Here is a 15,639-nt window from a genome sequence, read left to right as displayed (position 1 = left end):
CCTTCGCCATGTCGTCCGCCCGTCAGGGCTTGAGCACCAGCGTGTCGTTCGTGCTGTCCTCGACGGCCTTCTCGGAGTAGGCCCACGGCAGCAGCTCGCCCTTGATCCACTTACCGGTCTGGTCGGTGTAGTGGTCGCTGTAGGCGTGCCCGGAGGCGCCGGTGAGGTTGATCCAGCGGGACTTGTCGAGGTCCTTCAGGTTCACGACCATCCGCATCGACGGCACCCAGATCACTCCGTAGCCGCCGGCCGCGTTCCAGCCGGTGGCGTTGACCGTGGCCTCGCCGCCGCCGAGCTTCCAGGGGCCGCGGTTGAGCACCCACTGGAGCCAGCCGGGACCCTCGGTGCCGAGCGTCTGGTTCTTCAGCGTGAGGGTGTGCAGGCGCCCCCAGCTCCAGGTGTCGATGTCCTTGCCGAGCTTGGCCGTCAGGTCCCAGCGGGCGTCCTCCATGGCCCGCGCGAACAGCTGGTCGCGGTTCTTGGTCTCCTTGTCGGTGCGCGTGCCCGGCGTCTTCCACCAGTCGTTGTCCTGGTCGTCGAGGATCTTGCGGATGACCTCGAAGTAGCGGTCGCCGCCGTCGGGCTGGGCGGAGTCCGCGTCGCGCTCGCCGCACTCGCGCACCCGGTTCTCCTCGTCGGCCGGGCGGGTGTTGCCCGTCGGCTCGACGGACAGGCACTGGCCCTTGACGCGCAGTTCCTTGGGCAGCTTGTTGCCGATGGCGAGCTGCAGGATGCTGCGCCAGACGGCGTTGAAGTACGCGGCGGCGGCCGAATCGGCGTCCTGGGTGTAGTCCCAGCCCTCCAGGAGCTTCTGCGCCTCACGGACGTGCTTGTCGTTGATGTCGATCTTCAGCAGCTTGGGCACGAGCAGCCGGGCGATCTCGCTGCTGTTGTCCGTCTGCATCAGCCGCATGTCCTCCGTGGAGATCTTGCCGCCGTTCTTCGTCTTGGACTTGATGAGGTCCTCGATGCGCTGGCTGCGCGCGCCGTAGCCCCAGTCCGACGTGAGCTTGTACGGGTACTTCTTGCCGCCGTCGTCGTCGATCACGGCCTGGTTGGCGGTGACGATGTAGCCGCGCTTGGGGTTGTACTCGTAGGGCAGCGCGTCCTGCGGGATCGGGTCGCCCCAGCGGTAGTCGGGGTCCCAGCCGGGCGCGGGCAGCGAGCCGTCGCCCTTGCCGCGGGTGGGGATCTTTCCGGGCGCCTGGTAGCCGATGTTGCCCTTGGTGTCGGCGTAGATCAGGTTCTGCGAGGGCACCTCGAAGTCGGAGGCGGCCTTGCGGAACTCCTTGAAGTTCTTCGCCTTGTTCAGCTCGAAGACCGCGTCCATGGACTTGCCGGGCTCCAGGGCGGTCCAGCGCAGCGCGATGCCGTAGCCGTCGCCGCGGTCCGGTGCGGACGCGTCGACCTGGGCCTTCTTGCCGACCTTGACCAGCTCGTCGTCGCGGTCGGAGATCAGCGGGCCGTTGTTCGTCTCCCGGACCGTGATCGTCTTGGTCTTGCCGCCCGCGACCTTGATCTTCTCCTCGCGGGGCTTGAACGGGACGATCTTGCCGTCGTACTGGTAGCCGTCGGCGGTGAACTTCTCCAGGTACAGGTCGGTGACGTCGGCGCCGAGGTTCGTCATGCCCCAGGCGATGTCCTTGTTGTGGCCGATGACCACGCCGGGCAGGCCGGAGAAGGTGTAGCCGCTGACGTCGTACTGGCACTTGGCCGACACGGACTTGCAGTGCAGGCCCATCTGGTACCAGACGGACGGCAGCTGCGGCGCGAGGTGCGGGTCGTTGGCGAGGAGCGGCTTGCCGGTGATGGTGTGCGCCCCGGCGACGACCCAGGAGTTGGACCCGATGCCGTTGCCGTTCGAGCCGAGGCCCGCGTCCGGGATCTTGTCGAGGACGTCGGAGAGGCCGGAGAGCTGGGACTGCAGGCCGCTGCCGGGGTTCTGGGCGCCGCCGGCTCCCGAGGTGCCGGTTCCCGTGCCGGTGCCTGTTCCCGTGCCCGTACCGGTGCCTGTGCCGGTTCCTGTGCCCGTTCCCGTGCCGGTCCCGGTACCCGTCCCCGTCCCGGTACTCGTTCCCGTGCCCGACTGCCCGCCCGTCGAGTCGTCGCCGCCGAACTTCTCGGTGACCTCGTTGTAGCGGCCCTCCTGCACGATGGGCTTGTGCAGGTCGAAGGGGTACTCCGGGTAGAGGTCCTTGATCTGCGACGGGCCGAGGCGGCTCGTCATCAGGGCGCGGTCGATCTCGTCCTGCATGTTGCCGCGCAGGTCCCAGGCCATGGCCTTGAGCCAGGCGATCGAGTCGACGGGCGTCCACTTCTGCGGCTTGTAGTCGTTCTCGAAGGAGAGCGCCGCGTACTCGACGGAGATCTCCTTGCCGTCCTTGCCGTCGAGGTAGGCATTGACCCCCTTGGCGTACGCCTGGAGGTACTTCTTCGTCTTCGGCGAGAGCTTGGAGTCGTACTCCTTCTTGGCCACGCGGTGCCAACCGAGAGTGCGCAGGAACTCATCGGTCTTGACCTGGCTCTTCCCGAACATCTCGGAGAGCCTGCCGGAGGTCATATGGCGGCGTACGTCCATCTCCCAGAAGCGGTCCTGCGCCTGCACGAAGCCCTGTGCCATGAACAGGTCCTCGTCGGACTCGGCGTAGATCTGCGGAATGCCGTTGCCGTCGCGCTTGACCTCGACCGTGCCCGACAGGCCCTTCAGGTCGATGGAGCCCTTGGTCTGCGGGAAGGAGGCGCGGACGGTGCTGATGCTCCAGTACGCGCCGAAACCGATGCCTCCTACGACGGCCAGGACCAGGACGATCACGATCAGTCGGGCTCGGCGCCCCTTCTTCCTACCGGACTTGCGACCGGAAGAGGCGTTGGTGTTGGAGGGCATCGCTGTCCTTGCTGTCCTTCGCGAGCGGCAGGGCGGGGCTTGTGCGGGTCCTGGAGTGCTGGAGCAACCATAGGCGCAGGGCGATACGGCCCCGGACGCGGAGTCGGAAACCGACGTCGAACGAAGGTTCGGAGATGCTGGAAGGAGCGCGGGGGCGTGCGTCAAGAGCGCGTTAAAGCTTAGGTAACGTAACGAAGCATCATGGCTCGCACGACGGAAGGATCGGCCCCTGTCTGTCCACGACCTCAACCAGCTTCTGCTCATCAGCTCACTCGTCCTGCTCGTCGCGGTCGTCGCGGTGCGCCTCTCCTCCCGCAGTGGGCTGCCGAGCCTGCTGCTCTACCTCGGCATCGGCGTCGCCATGGGCCAGGACGGCATAGGCAACGTCACCTTCAACAACGCCCAGCTCACCCAGGTCATCGGTTACGCGGCGCTGGTCGTGATCCTGGCCGAGGGCGGCCTTGGCACCAAGTGGAAAGAGATCAAGCCGGCGCTGCCCGCCGCGGCCTGTCTGGCCCTCGTCGGCGTCGCGGTCAGCGTCGGCGTCACGGCCGCCGGAGCGCACTATCTGGTCGGGCTCGACTGGCGGCAGGCGTTCATCATCGGCGCGGTGGTGTCCTCGACGGACGCGGCGGCCGTCTTCTCGGTGCTGCGCAGGGTGCCGCTCCCGTCCCGGATCACGGGGGTCCTGGAGGCGGAGTCGGGCTTCAACGACGCCCCGGTGGTGATCCTCGTCGTGGCCTTCTCCACCGCGGGACCGGTGCACCACTGGTACGCCCTGGTCGGGGAGATAGCCCTGGAGCTGGCCATCGGCGCGGCCATCGGGCTCGCGGTGGGCTGGCTCGGCGCGTACGGGCTCCGGCATGTGGCGCTGCCCGCTTCCGGTCTCTATCCGATCGCGGTGATGGCCATCGCCGTCGCCGCCTACGCCGCCGGGGCCATCGCCCACGGCAGCGGATTCCTCGCCGTCTACCTGGCCTCCATGGTGCTCGGCAACGCCAAGCTGCCGCACTGGGCGGCCACCCGCGGCTTCGCCGAAGGCGTCGGCTGGATCGCCCAGATCGGCATGTTCGTCCTGCTCGGCCTGCTGGTCACGCCGCACCGGCTGCTCGACGACATCTGGCCCGCGGTGATCATCGGCCTCATCCTGACCGCGGTCGCCCGGCCGCTGTCCGTCGTGGTGGGCCTGCTGCCGTTCCGGATGCCCTGGCAGGAGAAGGCGCTGATGTCCTGGGCCGGGCTGCGCGGCGCCGTGCCCATCATCCTCGCGACGATCCCGATGGTGAACGGCGTCGACAACAGCGAGGAGATCTTCAACATCGTCTTCGTGCTCGTCGTCGTCTACACCCTGGTGCAGGGGCCCACTCTGCCCGGCCTCGCCAGACTCCTCGGCATCGGCAAGGGCACGGAAGCCGCCGATCTGGGCATCGAGTCGGCGCCCCTGGAGCGCCTGCGCGGCCATCTGCTCTCGGTGCCCGTCCCCGAGGGCTCCCGGCTGCACGGCGTCGAGATCAGCGAGCTGCGGCTGCCCACGGGGTCCGCCGTCACCCTGATCGTGCGCGAGGGCACATCCTTCGTGCCGGGCCCGACGACCGTGCTGCGGCACGACGACGAGCTCCTGGTGGTGGCCACGGACCCGGTGCGCGACGCGGCCGAGCAGCGGCTGCGGGCCGTCGCACAGGGCGGCAAGCTGGTGGGCTGGCTGGGGCTGCCCGGTGGGCAGCGGTGAGGTGTCGGCGATGAGGTGTCGGCGACGGAGGGGGTCGGCGACGGAGGGGGCGGCGGCCTGACGGTCGCGGCAGCGTGAGGCCGGGCGGGGGTCCGGGGGTGGACGGGCGGGGGCCCGTGTGGGGGCAGTGCGGGGCGATGCGGGGGCAATCGCAGGTGGCGGGGGTCTCACTTCTCGTAATCCCAGGTGCGTCTTGCATAGCACCTGTACGATGAAGGCACACTCGGAACGTACCGAATCACCGACTCATCGGGCACTCGGTACCGACACTGATCGAACCAACTCTGTCTGACGCAGAGCTGGCGCGACCGTATGGCGGCCGCGGCGCCCTCGCAGTGGGCGACCGGTATCTACCGCAGTTCTGCGCAAGAGGACAGCTCTCGGCACCCCCGCACCGGAAAAGCGGGCGCGCTACCAGGCAGCAGAAAGGCAAGGGCCGTGGCGTCCACGGTCACCGAACCCCGCCCGGGCTACGGACAACTTCTGCGCACCCCTCGCGCCTGGACCTTCCTGCTCCCGGGATTCGCCGCGCGACAGCCGTTCGCGATGCTCACCATCTCCATCGTGCTGCTCGTGCAGCACACCACCGGCTCGTACGGGGCCGCCGGTGCGGTGTCGGCCGTCACCGGCGTCTCCATGGCCCTGTTCGCGCCCTTCACCGGCAAGCTCGCCGACCGCTTCGGGCAGCGCGCCGTGCTGCTGCCCGGCGTCCTCGTGCACGCCGCGTCCGGCGTCACGCTGACCGTGCTCGCGCTCACCGACGCCCCCCTGTGGGCGCTCTTCGTGGCCGCCGTGCCGACCGGTGCGTCGACCCCGCAGATCGGGCCGATGGTGCGGGCACGCTGGGGCGTCAAGCTCCAGGGCACCCCGCTCGCGCAGACCGCGGCGGCCTTCGAGTCCGTCACCGACGAGCTGACCTTCGTCCTCGGCCCGCTGGTCGCCACCGCGCTGTGCACCGGCGTCGACCCGGTGGCCGGACTGCTCACCGAGGCGGGCCTCACCCTCGTCGGCGGTCTGTTGTTCGCCGCGCAGAAGTCCACCCAGCCGAAGCCCGCCGTCGGCCACGCGCGCGTGGAGCACGATTCGGCGCTGCGAGTGCCCGGCGTACGCGTCCTGATCGTCGCGTTCCTCGGCATCGGCACCGTCTTCGGCGGCATGCAGGTCTCCCTGGCCGCCTTCACCGAGTCCATCGGGCAGCCCGGTCTGAACGGCGTCCTGTACGGCACGTTCGCGGCGGGCAACATGCTCTCCGGGATCGCCTGCGGCGCCATCGCCTGGAAGATCGCCCCGCAGCGGCGGCTCGTCCTCGGGTACGCCGGACTGACGCTGATGGCGTCCGGCCTGTGGGCCGCGCACTCCGTGCTCCTGCTCGCCGGGCTCGGCCTGCTCGTCGGCGTCTGCATCGCGCCCGCCCTGATCACCGGCTACACGCTGGTCGACAGCCTGGTCGCGCCGACCGCACGCACGGAGGCCTTCACCCTGCTCACCGGCGCGGTCGCGCTCGGGCAGGCGGCGGCCGTCACGGTCGCGGGACAGCTGGAGGACCGCTTCTGGGACGGCGCCGGATTCCTGGTGCCCCTCGGCGGTACGGCGCTCGCGCTCGCCGTGCTCCTGTCGCTGCGCTCCCGCCTCACTCCGAAGAGCCCGGGCCGCACCGTGGCACGTGGCGTCGGTCACCGCGTGCCGGTGACGGTGGACTGATCCCGCGGAATACGTCACTATGGACCGTCGTTAGCACTCATCGAGTGAGAGTGCCAGGAGGAAGCAAGTGCCGACGTACCAGTACCAGTGCACCGAGTGCGGCGAGGGCCTCGAGGCGGTGCAGAAGTTCACCGATGACGCCCTGACCGTGTGCCCGAACTGCGACGGACGCCTCAAGAAGGTGTTCTCGGCGGTCGGCATCGTCTTCAAGGGCTCCGGCTTCTACCGCAACGACAGCCGCGGCTCGTCGTCCAGCAGCTCGCCCGCGTCGACGTCGTCCTCGGCCTCCTCGTCGAAGTCGTCGGACAGCTCGTCGTCCTCTTCGTCGACGTCCTCCACCACGTCTTCGTCCTCGTCGTCGTCCTCGGGGTCTTCCTCGTCGTCGACGAGCTCCTCGGCGGCCTGACCGGGCCCACAGGGACTCCGGCTCACCGCCGGGACCCCCGCACTTCCCAGGACCCCGCTGTCGTACGACGGCGGGGTCCTCGGCGTATCCGGGCCCGGCTACTGTGCTGGCCATGGTGAATACGGCGAACGCGACTCAGGCCGAGATCGGCGTCATCGGCGGCTCCGGCTTCTACTCCTTCCTCGACGACGTCACCGAAGTGCACGTCGACACCCCCTACGGCTCCCCCAGCGACTCCCTGTTCCTCGGCGAGATCGCCGGGCGGCGGGTCGCCTTCCTGCCGCGCCACGGCCGCGACCACCATCTGCCTCCGCACCGCATCAACTACCGCGCCAACCTGTGGGCGTTGCGCTCCGTCGGCGTGCGCCAGGTGCTCGCCCCGTGTGCCGTCGGCGGGCTGCGGCCCGAGTACGGGCCCGGCACGCTCCTGGTGCCCGACCAGCTCGTGGACCGCACGCAGTCCCGCCCGCAGACGTACTTCGACGGCCTTCCGCTGGCCGACGGCAGCACGCCGAAGGTCGTGCACGTGTCGCTGGCCGACCCCTACTGCCCGACGGGCCGCGCCGCCGCCCTCAAGGCCGCGCGCGGCCGCGACTGGGAGCCGGTGGACGGCGGCACGCTCGTGGTGATCGAGGGGCCCCGGTTCTCGACCCGCGCCGAGTCGCGCTGGTACGCGGCGCAGGGCTGGTCCGTGGTCGGCATGACGGGCCACCCCGAGGCGATCCTCGCCCGTGAACTGGAGCTCTGCTACGCGTCGCTGACCCTCGTCACCGACCTCGACGCGGGCGCCGAGTCCGGCGAGGGCGTCTCGCACGACGAGGTGCTCCAGGTCTTCGCCGCCAATGTGGGCCGACTGCGGACCGTGCTGTTCGACGCGGTGGCGGGGCTGCCGGTGAACGCGGAGCGGGACTGTCTGTGCGTGGGGGCTCTGGGTGGGCTGGAGACAGGGATTCGGCTGCCGTAGGGGGCGCGGGGGCTGGGCGGGGGCCTGCTGGGCGCGGCCTGCTGGGGGTGGGCGGCGCGGGTGGCGAGGGCCACGCGGGCGGCGAGGGGGGCGAGGGGGGCGAGGGGTGGAACTTCCCCTTCGGGTGAGGGAGTTGTCCACAACCGGCGAGTAGTGCACGGGGCTCAGCGGGATCTGGCGGGGGCCTGCATCGTGAGAACGGAATCGGGATCGGGACCGGGATCAGGACCGGGATCAGGGTCCGAACTTCTCACGGTGGGTGGTGGTCGTCATGGCGCAGGTCCCTTCACGTACACATACCTCTCCGCCCGGCCGGGGCAGCGGTGCGCCGCCGCCCTGCCAGGTGCCGCACTTCTCCCCGCTGCATGTGCGCGGTGGACGGCAGCGGCTGCGGCGCCTGTTGCGGCACCGGCGGCGGGCGCTGGCCGTGGGCCTCGCGATGACGGCGGCCGCGCTGGTGACCGCGGGGCCGCGTGAGCCCGGGCGACCGCAGCCGCAGGGGTCCGCGGCGCCCGTGAGCGCCGGGGAGCACGGCGGGGGCCCGGCGCCGCAACGGGCGCGTCGGGCGGCCCGGTTGGTGACGGCGCCGGTGCGGATCGCGGACGCGGCGACGGTGCGGCTGCTGCGGCCGGGCGACCGGGTGGATGTCGTGGCCGCCGAGGGCGCGGGGGTGGACGGCACGGGGGCCGGGTCTGTGGGTTCGGCGGGTGCGCGGCCGGGCGGGGCGGCGCGGGTGGTCGCGGCCGGGGCGCGGGTGTCCGAGGTGCCGGACTCCTCCGACGCGGTGGCCGAGGGCGGGGCCCTGGTCGTCCTCGCGGTGCCGCGCGCGACGGCGGCCCGCCTCGCCGGGGCGAGCGCGACCGCACGGCTCGCGGTGACCCTGCGATGAGCCGGGTACATACCCGTCCGAGCGGCCGAAGCGGTTACGGCACGGCTGACCACCTGTCAAGTCGCTCATTCGCGTTATGGAATTGGACAGGGCTGCCACGCCCTGCCGTAGGTTGCGAGGCGGTTTGCCGCACAATCCGCACATGCAACGAAAGGCTCAGTGGTGAGCGAGAAGAAGGATCCGGGCATCTGGCAGGGCTTCAAGGCCTTCCTGATGCGCGGCAATGTCGTCGACCTGGCCGTCGCGGTCGTCATCGGCGCCGCGTTCACGAACATCGTGAACTCGGTGGTGAAGGGCGTCATCAACCCGCTGGTCGGCGCCCTGGGCACCAAGGATCTCGACCACTACAGCTCGTGCCTGAAAGCGCCGTGCGAGGTGAAGAACGGCGAGGCGGTCAGCGGCATCCCGATCCTGTGGGGCTCGGTGCTCAGCGCCACCCTCAGCTTTGTGATCACCGCCGCGGTCGTCTACTTCCTGATGGTCATGCCGATGGCGAAGTACCTGGCCAAGCAGGCCGCGCGGCAGGCGGCGAAGGAGGGCACGCAGGAGGTCATCGAGATCTCGGAGCTGGAGGTGCTCAAGGAGATCCGCGACGTGCTGGTCGCCCAGCGGAACGGCGGGGAGGACCGGCAGGGCGGCGATCAGACGCCCGGCGGCGAGGGCAGGCCGGGCGGCTCGGGGCTGTAGCCCGGCTCGGGGCTGTAACCCGGCTCGGGGCTGTAGCCCGGCCCGAGGCCGTGGCCCGGGGGCCCTGGTGGGCCCGGGGGCTCCGGCGGGCTCAGATGTGGTGGGGCGGCTTCTCGTCCAGGAAGCGGGCGAGGTCGGCGGCGCTGTCGCCGGACGACGTCGGCCGCTCACCCCATCCTCGGTCCGTGTCGTCCGTGGACTGCTGGGCCAGCGGGTCGTCGAAGACCAGCGCGTTCGCCGGCTTCTTGGCGTCCTGCAGGGGCTTCGCGTCCTTCGGATCGCGCGGTTCGGGGGCGGGGGCGGTGCTCATGCCTCCAGCGTACGTCCGCCGGAGGCGGCCGGCGGGCCGGGAGCGGCCGGGGTGGCCGCGGCGACCGGGGCCGCCGGGGCGGTGGGAGCCGTCAGACGGCCCGCAGGCCCCGTGCGGCGAAGATCTCCCTGGCCGCCGCCAGCTGCCGCCCGGTCGGCGCGGGGGTGTCCCGGAGGGTGAAGTCCTTGCCGAGGGCGTCCCACTTCGCCGTGCCGAGCTTGTGGAAGGGCAGCACGTCCACGCGGGAGACGTTGCCGAGCCCGGCGGCGAAGCGGGCGACGCCGTCGACGTTGGCCGGGTCGTCGGTCAGTCCCGGCACGAGGACGAAGCGCACCCAGACGTCCTTGCCGAGGGCGGCGAGGCGGTCGGCGAAGTCGAGGGTCGGCCGCAGCGGGCGCCCGGTGACCTCGCGGTACGTCTCGCGGTCCCAGGACTTGATGTCGAGCAGGACGAGGTCGACGTCACGGAGCAGCGCGTCGGTGGCCCGGACGCCGAGGAAGCCGGAGGTGTCGAGGGCGGTGTGCAGGCCCAGCTCGTGCTTGAGCCGGTGCAGGAGTTCGCCGGTGAAGACGGGCTGGAGGAGGGGTTCACCGCCACTGACGGTGGCGCCGCCGCCCGCGGCCGCGATGAACGCGGTGTACTTGGCGGCCTCCGCGAGCACGTCGTCGGCGGTGCTCCGGCGCCCCGAGCGCATCCGCCAGGTGTCGGGGTTGTGGCAGTACAGGCAGGTGAGCGGGCAGCCCGCGAGGAAGGTGACGAAGCGGGTGCCGGGGCCGTCGACGCCGGTGGACAGGTCCCAGGAGTGGACGGAGCCGGTCACGGGGCGGCGGGTGGCGGCGGCTGCGGGGGTCGTGGCGGGTCCGAGCAGGACGGTCATGGCGGGGCTCCAGGACTTCCGTGGACGGGACGTGGTGGTCGCGGCGCCCGGGGCCGGGGTGAGGGCCGGGCCCCGGGGCCGCGGGTCGGTGGGGCGCGGCGGGCGCGCGGCCCGGGGCGCGCCCGGGGCTCACAGGGAGCCGTGGAAGGTGCGGTTGATGACGTCGAGCTGCTGTTCGCGGGTGAGGCGGACGAAGTTGACCGCGTAGCCGGAGACGCGGATGGTCAGCTGCGGGTGGTTCTCGGGGTGCTCCATGGCGTCCTGGAGGGTGGCCTTGTCGAGCACGTTGACGTTCATGTGGAAGCCGCCGCTCGCCATGTAGCCGTCGAGGACTCCGGCGAGGTTGGCGACCCGCTCGTCGGGGGTGCGGCCGAGGGCGTCCGGGGTGATGGTGTTGGTCAGCGAGATGCCGTCCTCGGCGTCGTCGTAGTCGAGCTTGGCGACGGACAGGGCCGAGGCGATGTAGCCGTGTGCGTCGCGGCCGTTCATGGGGTTGGCGCCGGGGGCGAAGGGCAGGCCCGCGCGGCGGCCGTCGGGGGTGTTGCCGGTCTTCTTGCCGTAGACGACGTTCGAGGTGATCGTCAGGACGGACTGGGTGTGCACGGCGTCGCGGTAGGTCGGGTGCCGGCGGATCTTGCCCATGAAGTCGGAGACGATCCGCTGGGCGAGGGCGTCGGCCCGCTCGTCGTTGTTGCCGTAGGCCGGGTAGTCGCCCTCGATCTCGTAGTCGACGGCGAGGCCGGTCTCGTCGCGGACGACCTTGACCCGGGCGTGCTTGATCGCCGAGAGCGAGTCGGCCGCGACCGAGAGACCGGCGATGCCGCAGGCCATGGTGCGCAGGATGTCCTGGTCGTGCAGGGCCATCTCCAGGCGCTCGTAGGCGTACTTGTCGTGCATGTAGTGGATGACGTTGAGCGCGTGGACGTAGGTCCTGCCGAGCCAGCCGAGCATCGCGTCGTAGCGTTCGGCGACGGTGTCGTAGTCGAGGTAGTCGCCCTCGATCGGCTCGAAGCCCTCGACGACGAGCTTGCCGGTGAGCTCGTCCCGGCCGCCGTTGATGGCGTAGAGCAGGGCCTTGGCGACGTTGACGCGGGCGCCGAAGAACTGCATCTGCTTGCCGACGGCCATCGCGGAGACGCAGCAGGCGATGGCGGTGTCGTCGCCGTACTTGGGGCGCATCAGCTCGTCGGACTCGAACTGGACGGCCGAGGTGTCGATGGCGACGCGGGCGGCGAAGTCCTTGAAGGCGCGGGGCAGTCGGCCGGACCAGAAGACGGTCAGATTCGGTTCGGGGGCCGGGCCGAGGTTGTAGAGGGTCTGCAGGGCGCGGAAGGTCGTGCGGGAGACCAGCGGGCGGCCGTCCTCGCCGATGCCCGCCATGGACCAGGTGACCCAGGTGGGGTCGCCGGAGAAGCCCTCGTTGTACTCGGGGGTGCGCAGGAAGCGGACGATGCGGAGCTTGATGACGAAGTCGTCGATGAACTCCTGGGCGTCGGACTCGGTGATGAGGCCGCGGTCGAGGTCGCGCTGGAGGTAGATGTCCAGGAAGTTGTCGATGCGGCCGATCGACATGGCCGCGCCGTTCTGCTCCTTCACGGCGGCGAGGTAGCCGAAGTACAGCCACTGCACGGCCTCGCGGCCGGTGCGGGCGGGGCCGGAGATGTCGTAGCCGTACGACAGGGCCATCGCCTTCAGTTCGCCGAGGGCCTTGATCTGCTCGGAGAGCTCCTCGCGGTCGCGGATGACGTGCTCGGTCGGCCAGTCGAGGCAGCGCCGGGCCTTGTCGGCCTCCTTGGCGGCGATGAGGCGGTCGACGCCGTAGAGGGCGACGCGGCGGTAGTCGCCGATGATGCGGCCGCGGCCGTAGGCGTCGGGCAGGCCGGTGATGATGCCGGCGGAGCGGCAGGCGCGGATCTCGGGGGTGTAGGCGTCGAAGACACCTTCGTTGTGGGTCTTGCGGAGGTGGGTGTAGATGTCCTTGACGGCGGGGTCGGCCGGGTAGCCGTAGGAGTTGAGCGCGCTCTCGACCATGCGCCAGCCGCCGTTGGGCATGATGGCGCGCTTGAGCGGGGCGTCGGTCTGGAGACCGACGATCAGGTCCTTGTGGTCGGCGGCGGTGCCGTCGACGTAGCCGGGCTTGAAGGCGTCGATGCGGGAGGGCGTCGCGATGTCGACGTCGTGCACTCCGCGCTCGTTCTCCTCCGGGAACATCGAGAGGAGCCGCTGCCAGACGGCGGTGGTGCGCGGTGTGGGGCCGGTGAGGAAGGCCGCGTCGCCTTCGTACGGGGCGTAGTTGTGCTGCACGAAGTCGCGGACGTCGATGGAGTCGCGCCACAGGCCGCCCTTGAAGCCGTCCCAGGCCTCGCCGTGCGCCGCCGTTGCCGCAGGAGTCGCATCCGCAGGAGTCGCAGTCATCGCCCGCACCTTCCGAGTCGCCGTGTCGCTACGGCTCCATTGCACTCCCGCGCGGGCGGTCCGGGGCGCCGCGTTGGTCCCGGCTTGAGGGCCACAAGTCCCGTCTGTGGCCCGGGTTTCGCGAGGCGGACCGAGGTGAGCTGGGGATTCTCGGAGGACTTTGGTCCCGTGTTCGCTTGTGAAAGCATTCACAATATTTTCCCGAGGGGGCGCCCGCACCGCCCACTCGGGTGCTCCGGCCCCGACACGGCTCGCGCCGGGACGTGGGAACGCCGGGCTCTGCTGTTGTTGGCCCATGACGTCGACCACTCCCCCGCCGGGTGCCGCGACCGCCCCACCCGCACCGCCTCCCCCACTGCGTCCGATGGTCGCCCGCGGCCGCGAGGAGGAGCACCGCGCCGCGACGCCGCTGGAGCTCTTCTTCGACCTGTGCTTCGTGGTGGCGGTCGCCCAGGCCGGTGTGCAGCTGGTGCACGCGGTCGCCGAGGGGCATCCGGGCGAGGGGGTCCTCAACTACGCGATGGTGTTCTTCGCGATGTGGTGGGCCTGGATGAACTTCACCTGGTTCGCGTCGGCGTACGACAACGACGACACGCTGTACCGGGTCGTGACGCTCGTCCAGATCGCCGGTGTCCTGGTCCTGGCGGCCGGGGTCTCGAAGGCCTTCCAGGACCACGAGTTCCTGGTCGTCTGGCTCGGCTACCTGATCATGCGGCTCGCCCTGATCACCCAGTGGCTGCGGGCGGCGGCCTCGACGACGGGGGACGAGCGGCGCACGGCGCTGCGGTACGCGGGCGGGGTCGCGCTGTGCCAGGTCGGCTGGCTGGGGCTGCTGCTCCTGCCGGAGGGGGCGCGGGGGTGGACGTTCCTGGTGCTGGCGATCGCCGAGATGGCGGTGCCGACATGGGCGGAGCGGACCCGGACGACGCCCTGGCACCCGCATCACATCTCCGAGCGGTACGGCCTCTTCACGATCATCGTGCTCGGCGAGACGATCGCCGCGGCGACGGTCGCGGTGAAGTCGGGCATCGACGAGAACGACGCGCTCGGCGAGGTCCTGCCGATCGCCGCGGGCGGGCTCCTCCTCGTCTTCGCCGCCTGGTGGATCTACTTCGTGGTGCCGATCCACGGCCATCTGCGCTCCAACAGCCAGGCCTTCCTGTGGGGTTACGGCCACTTCGTGATCTTCGCGTCGGCGGCGGCGATCGGGGCGGGCATCGAGGTGGCGGTGGAGCAGGCCGTCGGCAAGGCGCACATCTCGGAGACGGCGGCCTCGGCGGCGGTGACGATCCCGGCAGCGGTGTACATGTTCACGGTGTGGCTGCTGCACTCGCGCTACTTCAAGGTCGGCCTCGCGCAGCAACTGGTGCTTCCGGTGACGGCGTTGGCGGTGCTCGCGTGCACGTTCGCGGGCCGCTGGGCGGTGTTCGCGGCGGGGATCGTGGCGGCGCTCGCGGTGGTGACCGGGGTGACGCTGACGTCGCGGATGGTGCGGGCGGAGTCGGCGTGACGTCGACCGGGTGCCGCGCGGCTTCGACAGGGTCCCGTACGACGTCGACCGAGTGCCGCGCGACCTCGCCCGATCGCCCTCAACACGCGTGATACGCATGGCGCATGACGACACGTGACGTACCGAGGGAATCCGGGCGGGCCGGTGGGCTGACCGACGTGGCGGGGCTGCGGGTGGGGCACGCGGGGCGCGCCGGTGGCGGCTGGCTCTCCGGCACGACGGTCGTGCTGGCCCCCGAGGGCGGGGCGGTCGCGGCCGTGGATGTGCGCGGCGGCGGCCCCGGCACCCGGGAGACCGACGCGCTGGACCCGCGGAACCTGGTGCAGCGGGTGGAGGCGGTGGTCCTGACCGGCGGCAGCGCGTACGGGCTCGACGCGGCGGGCGGGGTGATGGCGTGGCTGGAGGAGCGGGGCCGCGGGGTGCGGGTCGGTCCTGACCCGGCGCACGTGGTGCCGGTGGTGCCCGCGGCGTGCGTGTTCGACCTGGGGCGCGGCGGTGACTTCGGGGCGCGGCCCGACGCGGCGACGGGGCGGGCGGCGGTGGCGGACGCGGCGGCCGGGGAGAGCGGGCACGCGGTGGCCGTGGGCGCGGTGGGCGCCGGGATCGGGGCGGTGGTCGGGCAGGTCAAGGGTGGGGTCGGCACGGCGAGCACGGTGCTCGGCTCGGGGATCACGGTGGCGGCGCTCGTGGTGGCGAACGCGGCGGGGTCGGGGATCGAGCCGCGGACGGGGGTGCTGTACGGGCAGCTCTTCGACACGGGGGCCGGGGCCGCCGCCCCCGTGGCACCGCCCCCGCCCGAGGTGCACGCGGCCGCGCTGCGGCGGCTCGCCGAGGCCGCGGCGCGGAACGTGGCGCCGCCGCTGAACACGACGCTGGCCGTCGTCGCCACCGACGCGGCGCTGACCAAGGCGCAGGCGCAGAAGCTCGCGGGCACGTCGCACGACGGCATGGCCCGGGCCATGCGGCCGGTGCACCTGCTGCACGACGGCGACACGGTGTTCGCCCTGTCGACCGGCGCCCGGCCGCTGGACGAGGCCGATCCGCTGGCGCTGAACGAGGTCCTCGCGGCGGGCGCGGACATGGTCACGGAGGCGATCGTCGGGGCGCTGCTCGCGGCGGAGTCGGTGGAGACGCCAGGGGGAACATTCCCGGCATACCGGGATCTTTATCCGCAATAGCCCTATCGCCAATAGAGAACATTAAGTCCCCTTTAATCATGTGTTGTTAGCGTCGGACGAGGGCGCTCCGGTGTGCGTGCACTCACACC

General features: G+C 71.2%; 12 protein-coding genes. 8 read left to right on the top strand and 4 right to left on the bottom strand.

What is annotated here, in order from left to right:
* Positions 1–22: 22 nt before the first annotated feature.
* Positions 23–2,884 carry a penicillin acylase family protein gene (locus ACZ6AA_RS20465; protein ID WP_471459301.1) on the bottom strand — a complete coding sequence of 954 codons (2,862 nt, stop codon included), beginning with the start codon at positions 2,882–2,884 and terminating at the stop codon, positions 23–25.
* A gap of 229 nt (positions 2,885–3,113) precedes the next feature.
* Between ACZ6AA_RS20465 and ACZ6AA_RS20460 the strand changes: the two genes are divergently transcribed.
* The 6 genes from ACZ6AA_RS20460 to mscL all read left to right on the top strand — a co-directional run bounded on the left by ACZ6AA_RS20460 (position 3,114) and on the right by mscL (position 9,260).
* Positions 3,114–4,613: a potassium/proton antiporter gene (locus tag ACZ6AA_RS20460; protein WP_468462215.1), complete on the top strand. Its 1,500-nt coding sequence runs from the start codon at positions 3,114–3,116 to the stop codon at positions 4,611–4,613.
* Between the two features lie 438 nt (positions 4,614–5,051).
* Complete coding sequence (locus ACZ6AA_RS20455; protein ID WP_471459299.1) at positions 5,052–6,314, top strand: MFS transporter; 1,263 nt, start codon at positions 5,052–5,054, stop codon at positions 6,312–6,314.
* Between the two features lie 67 nt (positions 6,315–6,381).
* A complete protein-coding gene (locus ACZ6AA_RS20450; protein ID WP_468462179.1) occupies positions 6,382–6,720 on the top strand; it encodes an FmdB family zinc ribbon protein in 339 nt (112 codons plus the stop codon).
* A gap of 112 nt (positions 6,721–6,832) precedes the next feature.
* Positions 6,833–7,684, top strand: a complete 852-nt coding sequence (locus tag ACZ6AA_RS20445; protein WP_468462181.1) for an S-methyl-5'-thioadenosine phosphorylase — start codon at positions 6,833–6,835, stop codon at positions 7,682–7,684.
* A gap of 343 nt (positions 7,685–8,027) precedes the next feature.
* Positions 8,028–8,573 carry an RcpC/CpaB family pilus assembly protein gene (locus ACZ6AA_RS20440; RefSeq protein WP_468462183.1) on the top strand — a complete coding sequence of 182 codons (546 nt, stop codon included), beginning with the start codon at positions 8,028–8,030 and terminating at the stop codon, positions 8,571–8,573.
* A 162-nt stretch (positions 8,574–8,735) separates the two neighbouring features.
* Positions 8,736–9,260: a large conductance mechanosensitive channel protein MscL gene (mscL, locus tag ACZ6AA_RS20435; protein ID WP_468462185.1), complete on the top strand. Its 525-nt coding sequence runs from the start codon at positions 8,736–8,738 to the stop codon at positions 9,258–9,260.
* A 91-nt stretch (positions 9,261–9,351) separates the two neighbouring features.
* Here mscL and ACZ6AA_RS20430 read toward each other — a convergent pair whose 3' ends face one another.
* From ACZ6AA_RS20430 to pflB, 3 genes are all read right to left on the bottom strand, one after another.
* Positions 9,352–9,570: a hypothetical protein gene (locus ACZ6AA_RS20430; RefSeq protein ID WP_468462187.1), complete on the bottom strand. Its 219-nt coding sequence runs from the start codon at positions 9,568–9,570 to the stop codon at positions 9,352–9,354.
* A gap of 91 nt (positions 9,571–9,661) precedes the next feature.
* Complete coding sequence (gene pflA / locus ACZ6AA_RS20425; RefSeq protein ID WP_468462189.1) at positions 9,662–10,447, bottom strand: pyruvate formate-lyase-activating protein; 786 nt, start codon at positions 10,445–10,447, stop codon at positions 9,662–9,664.
* A 129-nt stretch (positions 10,448–10,576) separates the two neighbouring features.
* The gene (gene pflB, locus ACZ6AA_RS20420) at positions 10,577–12,862 is read right to left on the bottom strand and encodes a formate C-acetyltransferase (RefSeq protein ID WP_471459297.1); all 2,286 of its coding nucleotides are present in this window, start codon (positions 12,860–12,862) and stop codon (positions 10,577–10,579) included.
* A gap of 295 nt (positions 12,863–13,157) precedes the next feature.
* On the opposite strand from pflB, the gene ACZ6AA_RS20415 reads away from it, so the two are divergent.
* Both ACZ6AA_RS20415 and ACZ6AA_RS20410 read left to right on the top strand, forming a co-directional pair.
* Positions 13,158–14,372, top strand: a complete 1,215-nt coding sequence (locus ACZ6AA_RS20415; protein WP_468462193.1) for a low temperature requirement protein A — start codon at positions 13,158–13,160, stop codon at positions 14,370–14,372.
* A gap of 104 nt (positions 14,373–14,476) precedes the next feature.
* Positions 14,477–15,550: a P1 family peptidase gene (locus ACZ6AA_RS20410; protein WP_471459295.1), complete on the top strand. Its 1,074-nt coding sequence runs from the start codon at positions 14,477–14,479 to the stop codon at positions 15,548–15,550.
* Positions 15,551–15,639: the final 89 nt, after the last annotated feature.

The sequence above is a fragment of the Streptomyces sp. NPDC040610 genome (genome assembly GCF_055594065.1).
This window is presented reverse-complemented; position numbering and strand designations above follow the sequence as displayed.

What these genes read in the sequence shown, in the direction of transcription:
- ACZ6AA_RS20465 (WP_471459301.1), bottom strand. Translation starts at nt 2,884, where the DNA reads ATGCCCTCCAACACCAACGCCTCTTCCGGTCGCAAGTCCGGTAGGAAG.
- ACZ6AA_RS20445 (WP_468462181.1), top strand. Translation starts at nt 6,833, where the DNA reads ATGGTGAATACGGCGAACGCGACTCAGGCCGAGATCGGCGTCATCGGC.
- ACZ6AA_RS20430 (WP_468462187.1), bottom strand. Translation starts at nt 9,570, where the DNA reads ATGAGCACCGCCCCCGCCCCCGAACCGCGCGATCCGAAGGACGCGAAG.
- pflA (WP_468462189.1), bottom strand. Translation starts at nt 10,447, where the DNA reads ATGACCGTCCTGCTCGGACCCGCCACGACCCCCGCAGCCGCCGCCACC.
- pflB (WP_471459297.1), bottom strand. Translation starts at nt 12,862, where the DNA reads ATGACTGCGACTCCTGCGGATGCGACTCCTGCGGCAACGGCGGCGCAC.
- ACZ6AA_RS20415 (WP_468462193.1), top strand. Translation starts at nt 13,158, where the DNA reads ATGACGTCGACCACTCCCCCGCCGGGTGCCGCGACCGCCCCACCCGCA.
- ACZ6AA_RS20410 (WP_471459295.1), top strand. Translation starts at nt 14,477, where the DNA reads ATGACGACACGTGACGTACCGAGGGAATCCGGGCGGGCCGGTGGGCTG.